This is a genomic window from Streptomyces sp. NPDC059455, from assembly GCF_042750115.1.
Taxonomy (GTDB): Bacteria; Actinomycetota; Actinomycetes; order Streptomycetales; family Streptomycetaceae; genus Streptomyces; species Streptomyces endocoffeicus.
Map to the genome: position 1 here is coordinate 3,529 of NZ_JBHYVB010000054.1, position 18,737 is coordinate 22,265.

Genomic DNA, 18,737 nt, shown 5'->3' on the forward strand with positions numbered 1-18,737 from the left:
CGCGGCGGCGCCGCGGCGCGCGCCCCCCCGCCCCCCCCGCGCCCCCCCCCCCTCCGTGGGGGGGGGGCGGCGGGGGGCGGGGGGGCGCCCACCTCCGCGGCGACGGTGACCTTCTCCTCCACCAGCCGGTAGTCGGCCACCGCCACATTGTGCGGCAGCATGGCCAGCAGGTCCGCGCCCAGCCGCAGCACCTCCTCCTCGCTCGCGGCCGCGGTGGCGGCGGGCGGCGACTGTGGCAGCGCACCGCGCGCCTCGGCTTCGGTGGCCGCCTCCTCGTACTCCTCCAGAGCCTTACGGCGGCGGGCGCGCAGGGTGGCGTGCCCGCCGGTGTCCGCGGGGTGCACTCCGGCCACCGGGCGGGCGGCGGCCTCCATAGTGGCGCGTGCGTACGCGGCCTCCGCGTGGCGCAGTCGGCGGTCGGTGTCGGCCAGCTGTCGCCACACCTCGTCCAGGCACATGCCGGTCAGGGCCAGCGGTGGCGGCAGGTCGGGCGGCTCCGGGGGCCCGTCGGGTCCGGCGATCGTGGCGGCCCGCCGGATGCGCGCGCGCAGCGTGTCGATGCGGGCGTTGGCCCGGACGGCGGCGAAGGCGGCGTCCCGCCAGCACTCGGCGGCCCGCCGGGCATCCAACTGCCGCTGCCGCAGCTCGTCCTGGTACTCGGCGGCGCGGAGGGCGGCGGCCGCGAGCACCTGCGCCCCGGCCATGGTGGCGCGGCCGACGAGCAGTGCCCCGCTGAGCGAGCCGAGGCCGATCAGGGCGGGCACCATCATGTCGTGCAGCTGGTCCATGGCGGCGTGCATCGCGTGGCCCCCGGCGCTCTGCACGGCGTCGCCGAGGTGCTGGCCGACGCCGGTGCCGATGTGGTCCGAAAGGCCGGTGCCCTGGACCGTCTGGTGCGGCACTCCGGTGTTCTGGACGGTGTTCTGAAACGTCTGCTGGACGGTCTCGGCGGCCGGAGGCTGGGGGAAGTACACATCCGGCATCACATCGCCGATGCTGGGGATCGCCTGTCCTGAACTCATGTGACACTCCCTGACGTCGGCGGGGTGGCCGCCCGCGGCCGGCCGGGGCGGACCCGGTCGTCCCGGACACGCAGCTCCGCCATATAGCGGCGCCAGCACCGCGTCCGGTGCCAGGTCCACCAGAGAAGAACGGCCACCGTGGCGATCGGCCACACCCAGGGGGCGTAGGCCACGGTGACCCACAACAGGGCGATGGCCGGGAGGATCAGCAGGCCCTGGACGGGGAAGCGCGAGCCGGGGCGGCGGATGAACCGGGCCACCGGCCGCACTCGGTCGATCAGCAGCCCGGCCAGGGAACGTTCCGGGTGGTAGCCGGGGCTGCCGATGCGATAGGCCGTCCACAGCTCCAGGGCCAGGACGGCGGCGGCCGCCGGGACGGCCAGCATCCACGCCGTCAGCACCGCGCGCTGAGCGGGCCATCCCGTCAGATCGCCGAGGCCGATCACGAAGATCCACGGAAAGACGAGGCCGACGGCCCCACCGAGGGCCCAGCAGAGCGTGGGCAGCATCTCCTGTCTGCGCACCCACAGCATGGCCACGTCCAGGTCGCGCTCCCGGCGGAGGAGGACGCGCTCGTCGTTCACCCGGCCCTGCGCCTCCGCGGACTCCTGTTCGGCGAATCCGGCCAGCCACTCGGCCAGTTGCATCCGCACCAGGTCGTCGGGGTCGCGTAGCAATCGGCCGTACCAGGCCACCGGCTGCGGGAACACCGCCTGGAGCTGGGCGGTCCGCTCCTGGAGCCTGCGCCGGTGCTCGGTGGGGACCGCGGCGAGCGAGAGGAGGGCGGTGAGCCGGGAGCGGTCGAGCCGGGTGGCGGCGCTCACCTCGGCGCGGCGGTCGCGCAGCCAGGGCGACGCGTGCAGTGCCTCGTCCACGGTGTGCTGCCAGCGGGAGCGGGCCGTCAGCCAGCGCTGCTGCACCTCGGCGAGCCCTTCACCCCCGGGCCGTGAGTCCAGCAGCGACAGGATGGTGTGGTCCCGCAGGTCCTCCACGACGGAGAGGGCGAACTCATTGCCGTTCCCGGCATCCCGCAGCAGATCGCCCAGCCCCGCGTGGTCCAGCAGCACCCCGCGGTAGGAGGCGTCGAGGGTGGGGCCGAGCCAGGAGATCAGCCGCACCATCGTGGCCGGCTTGGGCTCACGCGGTGGCGTGGCGGGGTGCTGCGGCTCCAGGAGGCCGAGCAGCGCCGTCAGTTCCTCGGCGTCGCGGCCCGGGCGGCCCTCGAACTGCCGTAGCCAGCCGGTGAATTCACTGCGACCGCGCCGCCGGGAGAGGAGCTGCCGAGCGGGCCGCCAGTTCTCGCTGAACGCCCGGGCCAGCTGCTTCGGGCGGGTGTAGCGCTCGCCGAGGAAGGCGAACGGCTCGATGTCCGGGTCGTCCGCCGGATCCGAGGCCCCGGGGGCCGCGCCCGTCTCCCAGGGGGCGACCGGCGGCGAACCGCCCACCAGCCACTGCGCCACCTCGTCGGTGCCCCAGCGGTGGTCGGGGTCGCGGGTGAGCAGCCCCCGGCACAGCCGCCGCAGCCGGTGGTCGGTGACCAGGGACAGATCCGGGGCGCGGGAGCTGATCTCCTCCCGGACGAAGTCGTTGTCGGTGAACCGGACCGGGTGGCGTCCCCCGGCCATCTCGGCGACGATCATGCCGAGCGACCACCAGTCGGCGGGTGGATGGATCAGCTGGTGGCGCAGCGACGCCTGCGGGGACATATAGAGGGCGGTGCCGACCCAGCGCTCGTCCCGGGTGTAGCGCTCGGCGGGTTCATGGGCGGACACGGCGAAGTCCACGAGGACCAGGTCCGGGGCGGCCGGGTCGAGGCTGCCGAGCACGATGTTGGCGGGGCTGAGGTCCCGGTGCACGATGTCGAGTTCGTGCAGGGTGGTGAGGGCCTCGTGCAACTGCCGTACGACGCTGTGGATGAGCACGGGGTCGGCCGGGCCGGGATTGTCCTTCAGATATCCGGCCAGGTCGGTCTCGCCGTAGGAGGGCGCCAGGTCGTAGGGATGGCCGTCGGCCCCGGTGTCGCTGGTCTCGGTGAAGTGGGTGAGGTGGCGGCGCGGACGGTCCCGCAGCGGCTCCCACACCCGGCGGTCCGGGCCGTGGCCACGGTGGTACCACTTGAGGATGTGGCTGCCGCGCTCGTCCTCGACGCGGAAGACGGCCGCCTGGTGCGGATGGTCGGGGCGGCGCAGCACGGCCCGCAGCCGGAACCGGCCGCGCAGCGAGACCGGCAGCGCTCCGGTGTCCCCGCGCAGATCGCGACCCCCGTGCGCGACCTGCGCGGACGCCGCCGAGGGGATCTCGTCCTCGGTGGGCCCGGCCGATGTGGCGGCCGCCGACGGGGGCGGCTCCTCGTGTTCGGTGGGCGGCGGCCCGGGGTCGTGCCCACGCCGATGCTCTCCGGGCTCTCCGGGCTCCCCGGAGACCCCGTACTCCTCGTCGTCCTCGTATTCCGTGAGGGGCGGTTGCTGGTGCGGATGGGTCACAAAGGTCACCTCGTGAACGGGCAGGCGTTGTCGGATTCATGGCGGCGACGACGGCGGCCGGGGGCCGCCGGGCCGTGGATCAAGAAAGCGGAACCCCGGAAATCGGAAATCTGTTCCAGCGCGGCGTGAATTACCGGCGGCACAAAGCCCGGCAGGGAACGGCCGCCGGGAGACCGATTTCCTCTTTCTCGGCCGGTCGCTAGCCTGGTGACCATGAGTCAGGAGTCATTTGAGTCAAATTTGCCCACATACGATCAACTCCTGGAAGAACTCAAAGGCATACGCAGACCCGGACTCCCAGATCTGCGCAGCATCGATCGACCGGCGCTGCGCGCCGCGGCCGTGGCGGGCGGCTTCTGCGATGGCTCCGACGACGCCCCGGCCGGTATCGAGGCGCTGCTCAAGGAGGCGGTACGGCGCCTCGGCGAGCGCGATCTGCTGGGCCGGGCCGCGGCCCACACCTTCGGGCTGCTCCCCGACCGCCGGGGCGCGCCCGCCCATGACCGCCGTAAGACGGCCGCCGCCGTGTACGGAGTCACCCCCGAGCGATTCCGCAAGCACCAGGAACCGCAGGTCATCCAGCAGCTCGCCGAGGCCGTGCTGACCATCCTGCGCGAGCCGCCGCCCCCTTCCGGCGGACAGGGCTCGCCTGGACGCGGCCCCGGACCGGACACCGGGGCACAGCTCCCCGGCGGACCCAGCGCCGCCGGGCAGAGCACGCTCGCGCGCGGCGGCCGGACCGGCCGGACAGGCCGGACAGGCCGGACAGTCCAGGAGCCTCCGCTGCGGGTCGACAGTGTGCCGGTCGACGCGCAGAGCACGTTCACCCTGCATGTCTCCCCCATCGAACTGCTGCGGGACATCGAGGTGCTGGTCTCCTCGGAGAACGTCTACCTGGAGATGTCCAAGACCTTCCGCCCCACCGTCTCGGGCGCGCTGCGCCTGGCCGCCGCCGTACGTGACCCCGCCGGGGAGATCGTCGACGATGTGCTCGCCCGCGAACTGGCCGGGTGGCTGCGCGCCCACGGCCGCCCGGGGCTGCCGATCCGGCCGGGCACGGTGGTGCCCACCTCGCCGGGAGCGCTCGCCGCGCGCGGCGTCCGGCGGATCTACCACGCCGCGGTGGCCACACCGCTGGACGATACGTACGAGGTCCGCCCGGAGAGCATCGCCCGCGCGGTCAGCGCGTGCTTCGCGCTCGCCCGGGCCGAGCGCGACCGGTACGAACCCGCCCTGTCCTCCATCTGCTTTCCGCTGCTCGGCGCGGGCCGGGGCGGACTGGCACCGGCGGTCAGCGCGACCTGGCTGCGCTGGGCGATCCGCGATGAACTCGCCCGGGACGCCCGCTGGCGGGTGCACCTGGTGGTCCGCAGCCGGGAGATCGCCGAGGCCGTGGGCGCGCTGTGAGCACAGCGGCGTGGACCACGGCGGCCCGGACCCCAGCCGCCCGGCCCACGACAGCCCCGGCCACGGCCGCCCGGCACGCGACCGCCCGACCCACAGCGTCCCTGGCCACCGCCGCCCGGCCCGCCGCGCCCCTGACCACAGCCGCCGGACCCGCCGCACGCCGTACCGCCCGGCCCGCCGCGTGCCCTGCCGACCGGGCCACCGCATGCCCTGCCGACCGGCCCACCACGAGCCGTACCGACCGAGCCGGCGCCCCCGCTCAGGGGCGCCAGCTCGCAGCGGTGAGGGCGATCCCCGCCCGCCGCAACCGACGCTCCAGCGCGGCCAGTTCGCCGCGCCGCGGCACTCCGTAGAGCCGCACATCGCCGTCCCCCTCGACCATCTGCAGACGCGGCCCGCTCTCCGTCCGGGCCAGATGCTCCTGGTAACGCGCCCGCCCCCGCGCCGTACGCGGCCGCATGCGCTGGTTCGCCGAGCCGCGCCACACCAGGGCGGTGGGCTCGGCCACCCGGAACCGTCCGGTCACCAGCACATCGGCGTGGCGGACGGCGGCGGAGCGCGCCGCGTCGGCTTCCACTTCCTCCTCCTCGTATCCCGTGTACAGGAGGATGTCGATCTCGCGGCCCGCCGCCGGGCCGCCCGGCGCCATCGCCTCCGCGCGGGCCCGCACCGCACCGGCCAGCAGGGCCTCCAGGGCGGCGGGCTGGTCGAGCGGCTCGCCGCCGCTGACCGTCAGCCCGTCGGCGCCCCGGGCCAACGCCTCGCGCCACAGCCCGAGCAGGGACGACACCGTACGGGAGGCGCCGCCCGACGGATCCCAGGTGTGCCGGGACATACAGCCGGCGCAGGCCAGCCCGCACCCCTGGGACCAGATGCCCAGGCGCCGCCCCGGGCCCAGGGTCTCCACCGGAAAGTGCGTCTGACTGACCCGGAGCCTGGGCTCCGCGCACCCTGGAACGTTCTCCACCGACCCATCTCCCATTCCCCCGAGGTCGTGTTCCGGGATTCATGATCAAAGAGGCGTTCCCCGGAACCGTTCCAGTATGACCCGGCGTCAGGCGTCGACGAGGGCGTTCTCCGGTCGACTTCCGGGCGTTTTCAGGATCGTGTCCTGTGGGGAGCATTCCCGGGTACGACCTCATCGATACGGTCTGACAGGGAATCGAATCGACAACGACATCGTCAGCGTCATCCACATCGACTGCGAGCCCTTTGCGGGAGAAAGCGGAATACCACTGTCCGCAATCGGCTGTCCGGAGCGGGAATTTCCGCACCGGGGAAATCGGGGGATCCATTTCCATGATCACAACCGACAGTGTCAACGGGGTGGTGCGCCGGGGAAGGCTCGGCCGCACCGCCCGCTTCGCGGCCCGATGGCGGGGCAAGCGCGACGGCGCCCGCGGCGTTCCCCGCGTCCCGCTTCCCGCGCCGCGCGAGGAGGAGCGGGGCAAGACGCCACCGCCGCCGATCGAGCCACCGGCTCCTGAACTGCTGATCACCCCGTATGTGATGGAGGTGCGCACCGGCGTCCGCCGGGCCACCGAGCAGATGCGCGCCGCCCTCATCGGGCGGGAGCACGCCCTGCTCAGCAGGTTGCGCGCCGAGTCGGTGCGCGTGGTGACCCAGTACGACGTCCGGGAGGACCCCCGGCCCGCGGCGCTCGCGCGGTACGGCCACTGGATGGGCCAGTGGCGCACCAGCGTGGACCGGTGCCGGTCGCATGCCCAGGCCGTCGTCGACCAGGCCAATCAGCGACTGGCCTGCTACTGGGACGCGGTGCGCGAGACCCACCCCCAGCTCTCCCGGCTCCCCCGGCGTCCGCCCGGGGACTGGCTGCCCGGCCGGGTGGAGTTGGACGAGTCCTGGTACCAGCCCGACGTCTGGCTGCTGGCCGACGACGAGAACGCCTGGACGGCCACCTCTCGGGCGCTGCACATACTCGAACGGCAGAACACCGACCGCGTCGACGGGAGGACCGCACGATGACCGTCCAGACCGTCCACAGCCCCGCTCCGGAGCACCCGGGCGCCCGGCGGCGCCGGAACCGGCGGCGCGCGCTCACCGCCGCGCTGGTACTCGCCCTCGCGGCGGGCGGCACCGCCTGCGGTTCCGACGAACCGTCACGCTACTCCCGGACGTGTGGCGTCGTGGTCGACGGCTCGGGTTCGGCGGCCGCCTCCCGGACCGGCTTCGACGCGAAGGCCAAGCTCAAGGCGACCCTGCAGACGTTCCTGGCGGACAAGAAGTGCCGCAAGACGTCCTTCGCCCCCATCACCAAGGTGTCCGAGGCGTCCAAGTGCCAGGTCAGCCCGCTGGACCTGGACCCGAACACCTCGAAGACCGCCGACCGCGAGCGGACCCGCACCACGATGCGCGCGGTGGCCCTCTCCAACGCCCTGAAGCTGCTGCGCTGCGCCCAGAAGGAGGAGCCCGGCTCCGATGTGCTCGGGGGCCTGTCGCGCATCGGGCTGTCCAAGCCGTCCGGTGACGACGCGTCGTTCGACGTCCTGGTGGTGAGCGACTTCGACCAGGGCGACACCGACTTCCGGCTGGGGCGGCAGGACCTGTCCACCGCCGCGAGCCGCCGGACCGTCATCGACGACTTCCTGAAGTCGCACGGCAGGCCGGAGCTGTCCGGCGCCGATATCTACCCGGTGGGCTACGGCATGAAGTACGGCACCGACACCTCCCGGTACGAGCAGTTCAACTCCTTCTGGACGGAGCTTCTGGAGGGGAGGGTGAAGGCACATGTCCACACCACCTACCGCCGGTGACGGCGAGGCGCCGCGGCGGCTGAGGCTGCGCCGCCGCAGGGCCGACGCGGACCGCGGGCGGCGCGGCGGGCGGACGGCCGCGCGGCGGTTCCCCGACGGGGCGCTGCCACAGCCCGAGCCCGTCGCCTCGGATGTCATCCGGGCCGGTGACACCGTCTGGCTGCGGGACCGGGCGCGCAAACACGGCGCCTCGGCGGCCACGCGTAAGATCTTCGACCCCTGGGTGCTGGCCAGTCCCGACCGGGTGCCCTACTTCGCCGAGCTGGCCAGTCTGCGCAACAAGGTCCGGCACCGGCTCGCCGAGGAGCATGCCCGGGCCGAGGAGGACGGCGCGCTGGAGGCGAGCCGGCTCCGGGCGGCCGCCTCCGCCGCCGGAGTGCGGCTGGAGCGGGCGGGCCGGCGGCGGGCCGCCCTGGAGCGGCAGCAGACGGTGACCACCGACCAGCTGGACCGGCTGGCGCGGCGGGCCGACCGGTGGCAGACCTTCCGTGACACCGTACGGGGCGGTTTCGAGCGCCGGTGGCTGCGCGCCCGTATGCCCGCCGACGCAGGCGACGCCACCGGTCCCGAACGGCCGGGCGCCACGCGGCACGAGGACGAGCCGCAGACCACCGGTGGCCACGCCCACTGGCAGGCGGTGTCCGACCCCGATCCGGTGGCGGAGGCGGACGCGGCCGAGCGGGCCCTGTCCACCAGGGCGGCATGGGAGGGCGCGGCGGCGCGCCCCGGTATGCCGCGCGGGATGAAGTTCGGGGTGCTGGCCGCGCTGATCGTGGTCGAACTGCCCGTCTACTACTCGGTGTTCGAGAATCTGCACGGTGTCGGGCGGTTCGCCGATGTGCTCTCCTACAGCCTGATGGTGGCCGTGGCGGTGGCGATGATCCTCGCCCCGCATATCGCGGGCTGGATCCTCCGGGGGCGCTCCGCCACGGGCGCGGTCCGGCTGTCGTCGGTGCCCGCCCTCGCCCTGCTGGGCGTCTGGGGTTACGGCGCCTGGGCGTTGGGGGATCTGCGGGCCAAGGTGGCGTTCCGGGAGGAGCCTCCGCTGGATCTGCCGCCCGATGTGGCCGCGGATGTCGGGGACAGCGTGAGCAACCCACCGAGCCTCATCGAGTCCCTGCACCTGGACCCGCACAGCGTGTCCTGGATGTTCATCGCACTGCTGCTGCTCTCCGGTGGCATCGCCTTCCTGATCGGCCTGGGCGAGGAGCACCCGTATCTGGCGGCGTACCGGAACAGGGCCGAGCAGCTGCGGGAGCTGGAACAGGACATCGAGACGGATCTCGCCGGCTCCGAGCGCGCCAGGGAGGCCGAGGCCGCCTTGGGCGCCCGCACGACCGCCCGCCGCGCGGCCCATGAGGAGCGGCTCTACGCGGTCGACGAGCTGTACGAAGCGGCGGCCCACGCCTACCTGGACGGCGTGGCCATGGAGTCCGGCGATCCGGCGGTCACGGAGGCCGCCATGCGGCTGTCAAGTGAGTGGCCGCTGCTGCCGCGCTGAGGGCGTGCGGCGCACCGTAAAGACACTCGGATCCACGGGGGGTGGCGATGGAGCCAACGGCACCGTCGCAGTACATACTCATCACACAGTGCCTGCAGAACGACTTCTTCCTCAACCTGGACTGCCAGTTGTCCCTGCCGGACGGCGCGGTCTCCAAGCTGCTGCTGGACAGCGAGAGCGGTGCGTCCCTCCGCACGGAGGGCCACCGCCGGGTCCTGTCCGAGACGGAGCTGCGCCGTTCGCCACTGGCCCGCTTCCTCGACGCCACCGTCGGCTCCCGGATGCGCGGCCACGGCGACGGCGTCCTGCATCTGATCAACATCCGTGACTGGCATGTCCCGGGAGAGGCCTACGACCTGGAGCGCAGGCAGTACGGGGCGCATTGCGAGGCCGGCACCTGGGGGGCGGCGTATGTCGACGGGCTCACGGACCTGCTGGCCCCGGATCTGCGCGCGCCCGCGGACGCCGAGGACGGCTGGGGCGGGAAACTCCGGGTCCACCATGTGCGGTCCAACACCCTCTTCGACTTCCAGCACAGCTCCGGCGGACGCCCCGACCTCAGCGAACCGGCGCCGCTGACCACGCTGCTGGACGGTCTGCTGGGTGACGGACGGCAGGAGACCACGCATGTCGTGGTGATCGGTGTCCTCACCGACATCAAGGTCCAGCTGCTGCTGACCGGCATCCGCTCGCGCTACGACGTGCGGCAGCTCGTCGTCTCGGACGCGCTCACCGCCAGCAGGACCCTGGAGCGCCATCTGACGGCCCTGGACTTCTGCCAGCGTGTGCTGCACACCGAGGTGATGATCGGACTGGCGGAGCTGGCCCGTTTCCTGGGCTCGCGGCCGGACGACGACCGGCCGCTGTCCCGTGGCGGGGACGCGGAGTTCGTGGGCTACTCCTCGTACATCCAGGACAAGCAGGGCATCCTGTCCTACGAGGACGCCAGGATGCGGGACTATCGCATCCAGACCGCCGAACGCCTCCGACGAGCGCAGCACACGGTGGGCTTCGCCAGCAAGTTCCTGCTGGGACTGGGCACATGCCTGCTGGCCAGCGCACTTCTGCTGTCGCTCGTCGGCGTCTTCCTCCCGGACCGTATCGGGTGGCAGAGCCCCGCCGTGCTCGGCGCGCTCGGGGTGGGGCAGATCGTCACGTTGTTCTTCGCCCGGCCGGTCCGATCGGTGCAGGACGCGCTGGCGGAGGAGACCCGCTACCGGATGATCCTGGAGAGCCGCAGTCTGAAGGTGGCCCTGGCCCGCTTCCACATCACCACGGCGGCCGCGCTCAGACGGCATGACGATGTCGAGGGCCAAACCGATGCCCTGGCCCGGCAGTTGGAGATACTGGAGAAGATGGACACGGCCGACTTCGAGCAGTTGAAGCAACTAGGGGTGGACCCGCGCACCGAACCGCCCGGGGCGGGCCGCCCCCGCAGAAGGAGCCGCTCACAGGCCTCCTGACCACCTCGTCCGGCTGAGCGGCCACGTCGCCCGGCTTGAGCGGCCACCCTCGTCCGGCTGAGCGGCCACCTGGCCGGTGGCCGCCCTTCGTGTGGCCGGGCCGGTCGTCCCGCTACGGCCGGCCCGGCCGTCAGGCCTGGACCACCGGTGCCTGGAGTTCCGTGACCCACTCGTCGCGGTTCTCCGGGCACTCCAGGTTGATCTCCCGGGGGTAGCCGGCGGACCGGTAGCCGTTGCCGTCGATCCAATGGGCCAGGGCCTGGGCCGTGGGCACCACGGCGTCCATCGAGCCGCGGTGCACGATGGTCGCGGCCCGGTCGACGGGCGGCAGATCGAGAATCCGCAGGTCCGCACCGTCCCGGAGCGGGGCGGAGACCTGGACGGCGGCGTGAACGGTGACGGCGCCACCGCCTTCCGGGGCGTCCTCGTAGTACGCGACACCGGGGCCCGTCGGGGTGATGCCCGCCGTGTCGAGGCGCCGGAACAGCTCGTCGTAGAGGGGTGTGATGACCGGGCCGATGTCCTGGGGGTCGAAACCGGCGGCGGTCGCGGTGAGCTCCGCCACCCGCACCGCGGGGAGGATCTTGATGACGACGTCGTTCGTGGGCATGTGTCCCTCGCTCTCGATCGACCGGAGCCTCGCCTCGACCTGCACCAGCCGTGCCGCCGTGGCGGCCACCGTGGCCTCCAGCTCGGCCCGCCGCAACCGCAGCATGCCGCGCAGCTCCTCGGTGCCGACCTTGTCGTCCACGATGTCCCGCACCTGCTGGAGGGTGAAGCCGAGCCCTTTCAGCGCGATGATCCGGTTCAGCCGGCTGAGCTGGGCGGCCGAATAGGAGCGGTATCCGGTGGCGGGGTCGACATGGGCCGGGCGCAGCAGTCCGGTGGCGTCGTAGTGGCGCAGCATCCGGACCGAGACACGGCCGTGCCGGGCGAAGTCTCCGATGGTGAACATGATGGCTCCGAGTTCAGCGCCTGACACGGTGTGAGGGTCAAGGGGCGCCCGGATCAGGCCGGCAGTCCCCTGGCCAGCAGAACGGCGCCGTGCAGTGACGACAGCCCACCCAGTGTCGCAGGCCGGACCGGTGGCAGCGGATGCCCCGGCCGCTCCAGCGCCGTCGTCCGCTCGGCCACCATCGCCACGAGCTCCGGCATCGCCGCGGCGAACCCTCCGCCGATCAGTACGAGCGAGGGATGGACCAGCTCGCACACACCGGCCACGGCCGTGGCCAGGGCCCGGCCGCTCTCCCGCAGCGCCGCCACGGCCCACTGCCTTCCGTCCCGCACGGCCTCGCGCAGCGCGGTGAAGGCCACCTCCTCGCCCCGCCGCCGCGCCGCCCGGCGCAGGGTCGCCGGGCCCGAGGCCGCCGCCTGGACGCAGCCGCGCCGTCCGCAGTCGCACAGCGGGCCGTCGCGGTCCACGATCAGGTGGCCGACCTCGCAGGAGCCGCGGCCCACGCCGGGGACGGGCTTTCCGTTCAGCACGATGCCACCGCCGATCCCGGTGCCGACGCCGAGGTAGAGCAGATCGGGGCAGCCCGCCTCGTGTGCTTCGGCGAGGGCCGCCAGATCACCGTCGTCGGCACAGCGCACCTCGGCGTCACCGAAGAGCACGGACAGCGCGCCCCGCAGGTCCGCTCCGGCCCAACCGGGGCGGCCGGGCCAGGCGGTGACCGCGCCGGTGGCGTCGAGGGTGGCGGGCAGCGCGACCCCGACGCCGGTGAGCCGCTCGGGGCGGCCCGCGCACAGCTCCCTGATGTGCCGGGCCAGCAGCTCCAGGTCGCGGGTGGCGCCGCCGGACGTGATGGCGTCCGTACCGTCCGGCTCGGCCCAGCGGAAGGAGGATTCGCGGATGCTCAGGTCGTCATGTTCGAGGCGCAGCGCCACTTTGGTGCCGCCCACGTCGATTCCCAGATGACTGATGGTCGTCTCCCGGCTCGTCAGCCTTCGCGGTGTGGGGTGACGGCGTGGCGGGCGCTCAGTCCGGTACCTTTTCGAGCAGGGCGCGGGCGGCGAGCCGATAGCCCACGGCGCCGAGCCCGAAGATGACGCCCGCGGCCAGCGGTCCGGTCACCGACTCATGGCGGAACTGCTCACGGGCCCAGACATTCGACAGATGCACTTCTATCCAGGGCCTCGGATAGTTGGCCAGCGCGTCCCTGAGGCCCCATCCGGCCATCATGAGCGCGGCCGGATTGATGATGGCGCCGACCGTGTCGTAGTTCCCCTGAATGGTTTGGATGATCTCCGCTTCGCCATCGAACTGGTAGGAATCCACTTTCCAGCCGCGCTCCGCGACCTCTTCTCCGACCCAGCGCTCGATGTCCTGCAAGGTATCCGTGCCATAGATCTCGGGCTGACGCTTCCCGAGGATGCCGAGATTCGGTCCGTTCACCAACAACAGCCTGCTCACTGCGCACCTCACCATGTGGGATCGGCTGAATTACAGCGGCTCATCACGGAAGTGCATTTATAGCACGGCCCTCTTGGCCTCGGCCTGGGAGTTTGGTCAACCGCATTTTTAAGGGGGCTATAGGGGGGCCCTGAGGGGGAATGACGTTTCGCCCGCCGTCCGGTTAGCGTGCTAATGCGTCCGCCGCGGACCCGCCTCCATAACGCATTAAGGGAGTAGGGAAATCATGAGCAATGATGTGCGACTGCGATCCGAGCTGCCCGCATGGCCGACTTACGGCGACGAGGAGCGCGAGGCCCTGATCCGGGCCCTGGATCAGGGGCAATGGTGGCGCATCGGGGGCGGTGAGGTCGATGCCTTCGAGGCGGAGTTCGCCGCGGCCCATGGCAGCGAGCACGCCCTGGCGGTCACCAACGGGACGCACGCGCTGGAGCTCGCCCTCGAAGTGCTCGGCGTCGGCGCCGGCTCCGAGGTGATCGTTCCCGCGTTCACCTTCATCTCCTCCTCGCAGGCCGCACAGCGGCTGGGCGCGGTGGCCGTTCCGGTGGACGTGGACCCGGACACGTACTGCATCGATCCATCGGCGGTCGAGGCGGCCATCGGCCCGAAGACCCGCGCGATCATGCCGGTGCACATGGCGGGTCAGATGTGCGACATGGACGCGCTGGACAAGCTGTCCGCCGATTCGGGGGTGCCGCTGATCCAGGACGCGGCCCACGCCCACGGGGCGCGATGGCGCGGCAAGAGGGTCGGTGAGCTGGGCTCGGTCGCGGCGTTCAGCTTCCAGAACGGCAAGCTGATGACCGCCGGTGAGGGCGGCGCCGTGCTCTTCCCCGACGCCGAGATGTACGAGAAGGGCTTCGTCCGGCACAGCTGTGGACGTCCGCGCACCGACCGCGGCTACTTCCACCGCACCTCGGGCTCCAACTTCCGGCTGAACGAGTTCTCCGCCTCGGTGCTGCGCGCCCAACTCGCCCGGCTGGAGGACCAGATCACCACGCGTGAGCAGCGCTGGCCGGTGCTGAGCCGACTGCTCGCCGAGATCCCCGGTGTCGTACCGCAGTCGCGTGACGACCGCGGCGACCGCAACCCGCACTACATGGCGATGTTCCGGGTGCCGGGCATCACCGAGGAGCGCCGTGCCAAGGTCGTCGACGTGCTCATCGAGCGCGGGGTGCCCACGTTCGTCGCCTTCCGCGCCGTCTACCGCACGGACGCCTTCTGGGAGGCCGCGGCGCCGGATCTGACGGTGGACGAACTCGCCCGCCGCTGCCCGCACTCCGAGGCGCTCACCCGCGACTGCATATGGCTGCACCACCGGGTGCTGCTGGGCAGCGAGGCGCAGATGCACGAAGTGGCCGCCGTCGTCGCCGACGTGCTCGCGGACGCATGAGCGCCCCGTACATCGGCGAAAGGCCGATCCGGACCGCCGTGGTGGGGCTGGGGTGGGCGGCCCGCTCGATCTGGCTGCCCCGGCTGCGCCGCAATCCCGCCTTCACCGTGACCGCCGCGGTGGACCCCGACGAGCGCGGCCGCGCGGCCGTGGCGGAGGCCGAGCCGGAGGGCGCGGACCGGCTACCGGTGCTGGCGGCGGTCCACGACCTCGATCCCGCCGAGGTGGATCTGGCGGTGGTCGCGGTGCCCAACCATCTGCACTGCGCGGTCGCCAGCGAGCTGCTGGTCAAGGGGATTCCGGTGTTCCTGGAGAAGCCGGTGTGCCTGACCTCGGAGGAGGCCGAGCGGCTGGCCGCCGCGGAGCGCTCCGGTGGCGCGGTGCTGCTGGCCGGAAGCGCGGCGCGCTACCGCGCCGATGTGCGCGGGCTGTACCGGATCGCCGCCCGGCTGGGCCGTATCCGCCATGTCGAACTCGCCTGGGTGCGGGCGCGTGGCGTACCCGACCGGGGCGGCTGGTTCACCCAGCGGTCACTCGCGGGCGGCGGGGCGCTGGTCGACCTGGGCTGGCATCTGTTCGACATCGCGGTTCCGCTGCTGGGCACCGCCGCGTTCCGGCACGCCATCGGCACCGTGTCCTCCGACTTCATCACCCAGCGGTCCTCCCGGGCCGCGTGGCGCGGTGACGACGGCGGCCCGGCGCTCCCGGGCGCCGCCAATGGCGCCACCGATGTCGAGGACACCGCGCGCGGGTTCCTCATCACCGACGACGGCCGTTCGGTCGTGCTGCACGCGAGCTGGGCCTCGCACGAGGAGCTGGACACCACCCGGGTCACGATCGACGGCAGCGGCGGCAGCGCGACCCTGCGCTGCACCTTCGGGTTCAGCCCGAACCGCCTCGAGAGGTCCACCCTGACCCGCACCGTCGACGGTACGACCCGCCCGGTGGCCGTACCCACCGAACCGATCGGCACCGAGTACGACCGGCAGCTCGACATGCTTCCCGGGCAGCTGCGCGACCCGGCGGGGCGGGGGCGGGTGATCGAGGAGGTCCGCCGGACCATCGGCGCCATCGAACGGGTCTACAGCTCCGCCCGGATTCCCCGGGAGGTCCGGGAGTCGGCGCCGGTGTGAACCGCGCCGGTACCGGTGTGAACCGAGTCGGCACCGGCTGCCCCCTCACCGCCTCCTCGGCTCCGCCCTCGTCATTTCCTTCCACGGACCGCATTTGCGGTCCACGTTCTCCGGACCGCATCCGAGACCCGGACCGGCGGTCCGTCTACCGGCCGTGCCCGCACTACGGGAGTGCTCAATGACCAGCCATCCGATCAGTCACGGCGGCCCGCCCTCCGGCGCGGGTATCGCCCCGGTCACCTCGGTGGTCTTCGACCTCGACGGTGTCCTCGTCAACAGCTTCGCGGTGATGCGCGAGGCATTCACCCTCGCCTACGCCGAGGTCGTCGGCGACGGTGAGCCGCCCTTCGAGGAGTACAACCGCCATCTGGGCCGCTACTTCCCCGACATCATGCGGATCATGGGTCTGCCACTGGAGATGGAGGGCCCGTTCGTCCGCGAGAGCTACCGGCTCGCCCACTTGGTGGAGATGTTCGACGGTGTGCCCGAGCTGCTGTCGGAGCTGCGCCACCGCGGGCTGCGGCTCGCCGTGGCCACCGGCAAGAGCGGCCCGCGGGCCCGCTCGCTGCTCAACACCCTCGGTATTGACGGGCAGTTCGATGTGATCCTCGGCTCCGACGAAGTGGCCCGGCCCAAGCCCGCGCCGGACATCGTGCTGAAGGCGATGGACGTCATGAGCTCGGATCCCGACCGGACCGTGATGGTCGGGGACGCGGTGACCGACCTGGCCAGCGCGCGAGCGGCCGGGATCACCGCCGTGGCCGCGATGTGGGGTGAGACCGATGAGAAGACCCTGCTCGCGGCGGAGCCCGATGTGATCCTGCACAAGCCGTCCGAACTGCTGTCGCTGACGATTCCGTAGGTCCGTCCGTCCACCCACCCGACCGACTGGACCGACCGATGCCTCCGCCCGGGGTCCGGGTCCCCCGCACAGGGCCCGGGCCCCGGCTCGTACCTTCCGGGAACTCGGCCGTCCTCCGGAACGACTACCTGGTTCGCCGGCACTCGTCGGCTCATCCATCGAATCGGGGAGTCATTGATGACAGGTGTGGACCGAGGCCGTCGCAAGCTGCTCCAGGCGGCAGCGGCAAGCGGACTGGGCGCGGGGCTGGTGACGTCGTTCGGAGCGGTGGCGCCCGCGCGGGCCGAAGGTGTCGAGAGGGCAGAGGAAACAGAGGGAGCCGCGGGAGGCGAGGGAGGCGAGGGCACGGTGCGGGTGGCCGTGCTGCTGTACGACGGGGTCACCGCGCTGGACGCCGTCGGACCGTACGAGATGCTGTGCCGGGTGCCGGGCGTGACGGTGACCATGGTGGCCGAGCGGGCCGGGCAGGTCCGTACCGACACCGGCGAGCTGGGGCTGGTGGCCGAGCGCTCCCTGGACAGCGTGTCGCGGGCCGATGTGCTGCTGGTGCCCGGAGGTGTCGAGCGCGGCACCACGCCGCCGAGGACCAACCCCGCGGTCCTGGACTGGATCCGCCGTATCCACCGCGGATCCACCTGGACGACCTCGGTGTGCACGGGAGCGCTGATCCTGGGCGCCGCCGGGCTGCTGCGCGGTGTGCCCGCCACCACGTACTGGGCTTCGCGCTCGTATCTGGCGGACGTCGGCGCCATTTACACACCGGGGCGGTTCGTCGAAGCCGGGAAGATCCTCACTGCGGCCGGGGTGTCCGCCGGTATCGACATGGGGCTGCACCTCGCCGCCCGCCTCTCCGACGAACGCACCGCCCAGGCCATGCAGCTCGCCGTGGAGTACGACCCCGACCCGCCCTTCGACACCGGCAGCCCGGAGAAGGCGGACCCGGGGCTGCGGGAGTTGGCGCTGAAACTGATCGCGGACGCAGCGCGCTAGCCGACCGGCCGTCCGGGGCGTGGCGTCAGGCGGGGACGGACGTCACGCTCCGGTGGTCGAGCCCGGCCGGACGATCATCAGCACGACGACGATCGCCCAGAGGAGGTTGAAGACCCCGGTGAGCATGGCCAGCCGAGCCGCCACCGCGGAATTCCCCTTCGTGGCCGAGTCCTCGGGTACGGTGAGCAGGCCCCGCTGGGCCGGGATGATGGCCAGCGCGAGGACGAGTGCGGCGACCGCGGTCAGGACGATCGACGCGATGAGCCAGACGTCGGTGAGCACACCGAGTTGGGCGGCTGTGGCCAGGCCGAAGAGCGGCACGGCGATACCCACGAGGGTGTAGCCACGGCAGATCCGGTGCGGGAGCGCGGCGACCGCGGTGGCGCGTTGAGCGTCGGAACCTTCGGGCCGCGCCGATGCGGACTGGGTGGAATGGGCGGAATGGGCCGATGCGGACTGGCGCGCATAGCGCGGGAAGCGCGAGCCGGCCACCGCGATCGGCCCGATCGCCAGGATCGCCGCGAGGACATGTATGGACAGCAACAGCTTGGTCATGGGAAGCCTTCCGACCCGGCGGTCTGGCCGAGGAGCGCACCGCATGGCGGGAGTTCACCAGGGCGATCGGCTCCGTTCTGAACCCGGGGGCAGAGCCCCGGTCCGCCATATGAGCGCCCACGGCCGGCAGACCGGTCCGCCGAAGCCCATCCCGACAGGGCCGATCCCATCGAAGCCAACCCCGTCGAAGCCGATCCCGTCGAGAAGCACATCGCCGACCTGACGGCCGTCCTGCACGGTCCGGCGCGGGCCAAGGCGCGGATGATCGAGGAGATACGCGACGGCCTTACGGAGACGGTGGCGGCGCATATCTGCGGCGGATCCACACCCACCCGGGCGGCGGACGACGCGGTCCGGGAGTTCGGGACCCCGGAGGAACTCGCGCCCGGGCTGTCAGCGGGAGCTGACCATCGCGCAGGCGCGGCACACCGCCTGGGCCGTCGCCCTCACCACCCCCTTCCTCACCGCATGCTGGTATCTGACCTCGAGCACCGCACCCGGCCACGACGGTCCGGTGCCACGCGCCGCCCAGCTGCTCGCCACGCGGCTGGCCACGGCCGTCGGCGCCATCGCGCTGCTCGCCGCGCTCGCGCTGGCCGTCACCGGCACCCTGGCCCGTCGACTGCCCACACCGCCCCGGCTGCCCCAGGCGATCGCCTGGGCCGGCACCACGGCGGGGGGGGGGCGGGGGGGGGGGCCCCGCCCCCCGCCCCCGGCCGTCGCCCCCGCGCCCGCGCGGGC

General features: G+C 72.5%; 15 protein-coding genes and 3 pseudogenes. 11 read left to right on the forward strand and 7 right to left on the reverse strand.

Features of this window, described 5'->3' with window-relative positions:
* Positions 1-1,022 (reverse strand): annotated as a pseudogene (locus ACFXB5_RS20685) (hypothetical protein); the annotation flags it as partial.
* Positions 1,019-3,505: a protein kinase gene (locus ACFXB5_RS20690; protein ID WP_385209840.1), complete on the reverse strand. Its 2,487-nt coding sequence runs from the start codon at positions 3,503-3,505 to the stop codon at positions 1,019-1,021. The gene ACFXB5_RS20690 and the pseudogene ACFXB5_RS20685, both read right to left, overlap by 4 nt.
* 240 nt (positions 3,506-3,745) lie before the next feature.
* Between ACFXB5_RS20690 and ACFXB5_RS20695 the strand changes: the two genes are divergently transcribed.
* Positions 3,746-4,912, forward strand: a complete 1,167-nt coding sequence (locus ACFXB5_RS20695) for an Appr-1-p processing protein (protein ID WP_385209843.1) — start codon at positions 3,746-3,748, stop codon at positions 4,910-4,912.
* 259 nt (positions 4,913-5,171) lie between these two features.
* Here the strand turns inward: ACFXB5_RS20695 and ACFXB5_RS20700 are convergent, their stop codons facing one another.
* Complete coding sequence (locus ACFXB5_RS20700; RefSeq protein WP_385209845.1) at positions 5,172-5,879, reverse strand: 4Fe-4S cluster-binding domain-containing protein; 708 nt, start codon at positions 5,877-5,879, stop codon at positions 5,172-5,174.
* Between the two features lie 332 nt (positions 5,880-6,211).
* Between ACFXB5_RS20700 and ACFXB5_RS20705 the strand changes: the two genes are divergently transcribed.
* From ACFXB5_RS20705 to ACFXB5_RS20720, 4 genes are read left to right on the forward strand one after another with little or no spacing between them, the layout of a single operon-like run.
* Complete coding sequence (locus ACFXB5_RS20705) at positions 6,212-6,898, forward strand: hypothetical protein (protein ID WP_385209846.1); 687 nt, start codon at positions 6,212-6,214, stop codon at positions 6,896-6,898.
* Positions 6,895-7,686, forward strand: coding sequence for a hypothetical protein (locus ACFXB5_RS20710; protein WP_385209848.1), 792 nt, complete (start codon positions 6,895-6,897; stop codon positions 7,684-7,686). The genes ACFXB5_RS20705 and ACFXB5_RS20710 overlap by 4 nt, the downstream gene beginning before the upstream one ends.
* Positions 7,661-9,187, forward strand: coding sequence for a hypothetical protein (locus ACFXB5_RS20715; protein WP_385209851.1), 1,527 nt, complete (start codon positions 7,661-7,663; stop codon positions 9,185-9,187). Before ACFXB5_RS20710 ends, ACFXB5_RS20715 begins: the two co-directional genes overlap by 26 nt.
* A 47-nt stretch (positions 9,188-9,234) precedes the next feature.
* Positions 9,235-10,650 carry a hypothetical protein gene (locus tag ACFXB5_RS20720; RefSeq protein WP_385209854.1) on the forward strand — a complete coding sequence of 472 codons (1,416 nt, stop codon included), beginning with the start codon at positions 9,235-9,237 and terminating at the stop codon, positions 10,648-10,650.
* A 130-nt stretch (positions 10,651-10,780) separates the two neighbouring features.
* Here the strand turns inward: ACFXB5_RS20720 and ACFXB5_RS20725 are convergent, their stop codons facing one another.
* The 3 genes from ACFXB5_RS20725 to ACFXB5_RS20735 form a co-directional block, all read right to left on the reverse strand.
* Entirely contained in the window at positions 10,781-11,605 is an 825-nt protein-coding gene (locus ACFXB5_RS20725) for a MerR family transcriptional regulator (protein ID WP_385209856.1), read from the reverse strand.
* Between the two features lie 53 nt (positions 11,606-11,658).
* Entirely contained in the window at positions 11,659-12,552 is an 894-nt protein-coding gene (locus ACFXB5_RS20730; protein WP_385209859.1) for an ROK family protein, read from the reverse strand.
* A 76-nt stretch (positions 12,553-12,628) separates the two neighbouring features.
* Positions 12,629-13,063, reverse strand: a complete 435-nt coding sequence (locus tag ACFXB5_RS20735) for a type II 3-dehydroquinate dehydratase (protein WP_037956014.1) — start codon at positions 13,061-13,063, stop codon at positions 12,629-12,631.
* Between the two features lie 226 nt (positions 13,064-13,289).
* On the opposite strand from ACFXB5_RS20735, the gene ACFXB5_RS20740 reads away from it, so the two are divergent.
* The 4 genes from ACFXB5_RS20740 (at position 13,290) to ACFXB5_RS20755 (ending at position 17,441) form a co-directional block, all read left to right on the forward strand.
* Positions 13,290-14,456 (forward strand): DegT/DnrJ/EryC1/StrS family aminotransferase, encoded by a 1,167-nt coding sequence (locus ACFXB5_RS20740; RefSeq protein WP_385209862.1) that lies wholly within the window; start codon positions 13,290-13,292, stop codon positions 14,454-14,456.
* Positions 14,453-15,589, forward strand: coding sequence for a Gfo/Idh/MocA family protein (locus tag ACFXB5_RS20745; RefSeq protein WP_385209865.1), 1,137 nt, complete (start codon positions 14,453-14,455; stop codon positions 15,587-15,589). The genes ACFXB5_RS20740 and ACFXB5_RS20745 overlap by 4 nt, the downstream gene beginning before the upstream one ends.
* A gap of 178 nt (positions 15,590-15,767) precedes the next feature.
* Positions 15,768-16,451 carry an HAD-IA family hydrolase gene (locus ACFXB5_RS20750; RefSeq protein ID WP_385209868.1) on the forward strand — a complete coding sequence of 228 codons (684 nt, stop codon included), beginning with the start codon at positions 15,768-15,770 and terminating at the stop codon, positions 16,449-16,451.
* A gap of 177 nt (positions 16,452-16,628) precedes the next feature.
* Positions 16,629-17,441 (forward strand): DJ-1/PfpI family protein, encoded by an 813-nt coding sequence (locus ACFXB5_RS20755; protein ID WP_385209871.1) that lies wholly within the window; start codon positions 16,629-16,631, stop codon positions 17,439-17,441.
* A 42-nt stretch (positions 17,442-17,483) separates the two neighbouring features.
* Here ACFXB5_RS20755 and ACFXB5_RS20760 read toward each other — a convergent pair whose 3' ends face one another.
* The gene (locus tag ACFXB5_RS20760; RefSeq protein WP_385209873.1) at positions 17,484-17,996 is read right to left on the reverse strand and encodes a hypothetical protein; all 513 of its coding nucleotides are present in this window, start codon (positions 17,994-17,996) and stop codon (positions 17,484-17,486) included.
* A 261-nt stretch (positions 17,997-18,257) separates the two neighbouring features.
* Between ACFXB5_RS20760 and ACFXB5_RS20765 the strand changes: the two are divergent.
* Both ACFXB5_RS20765 and ACFXB5_RS20770 read left to right on the forward strand, forming a co-directional pair.
* A pseudogene (locus ACFXB5_RS20765) lies at positions 18,258-18,329 on the forward strand (hypothetical protein); the annotation flags it as partial.
* A gap of 181 nt (positions 18,330-18,510) precedes the next feature.
* A pseudogene (locus tag ACFXB5_RS20770) lies at positions 18,511-18,737 on the forward strand (hypothetical protein); the annotation flags it as partial.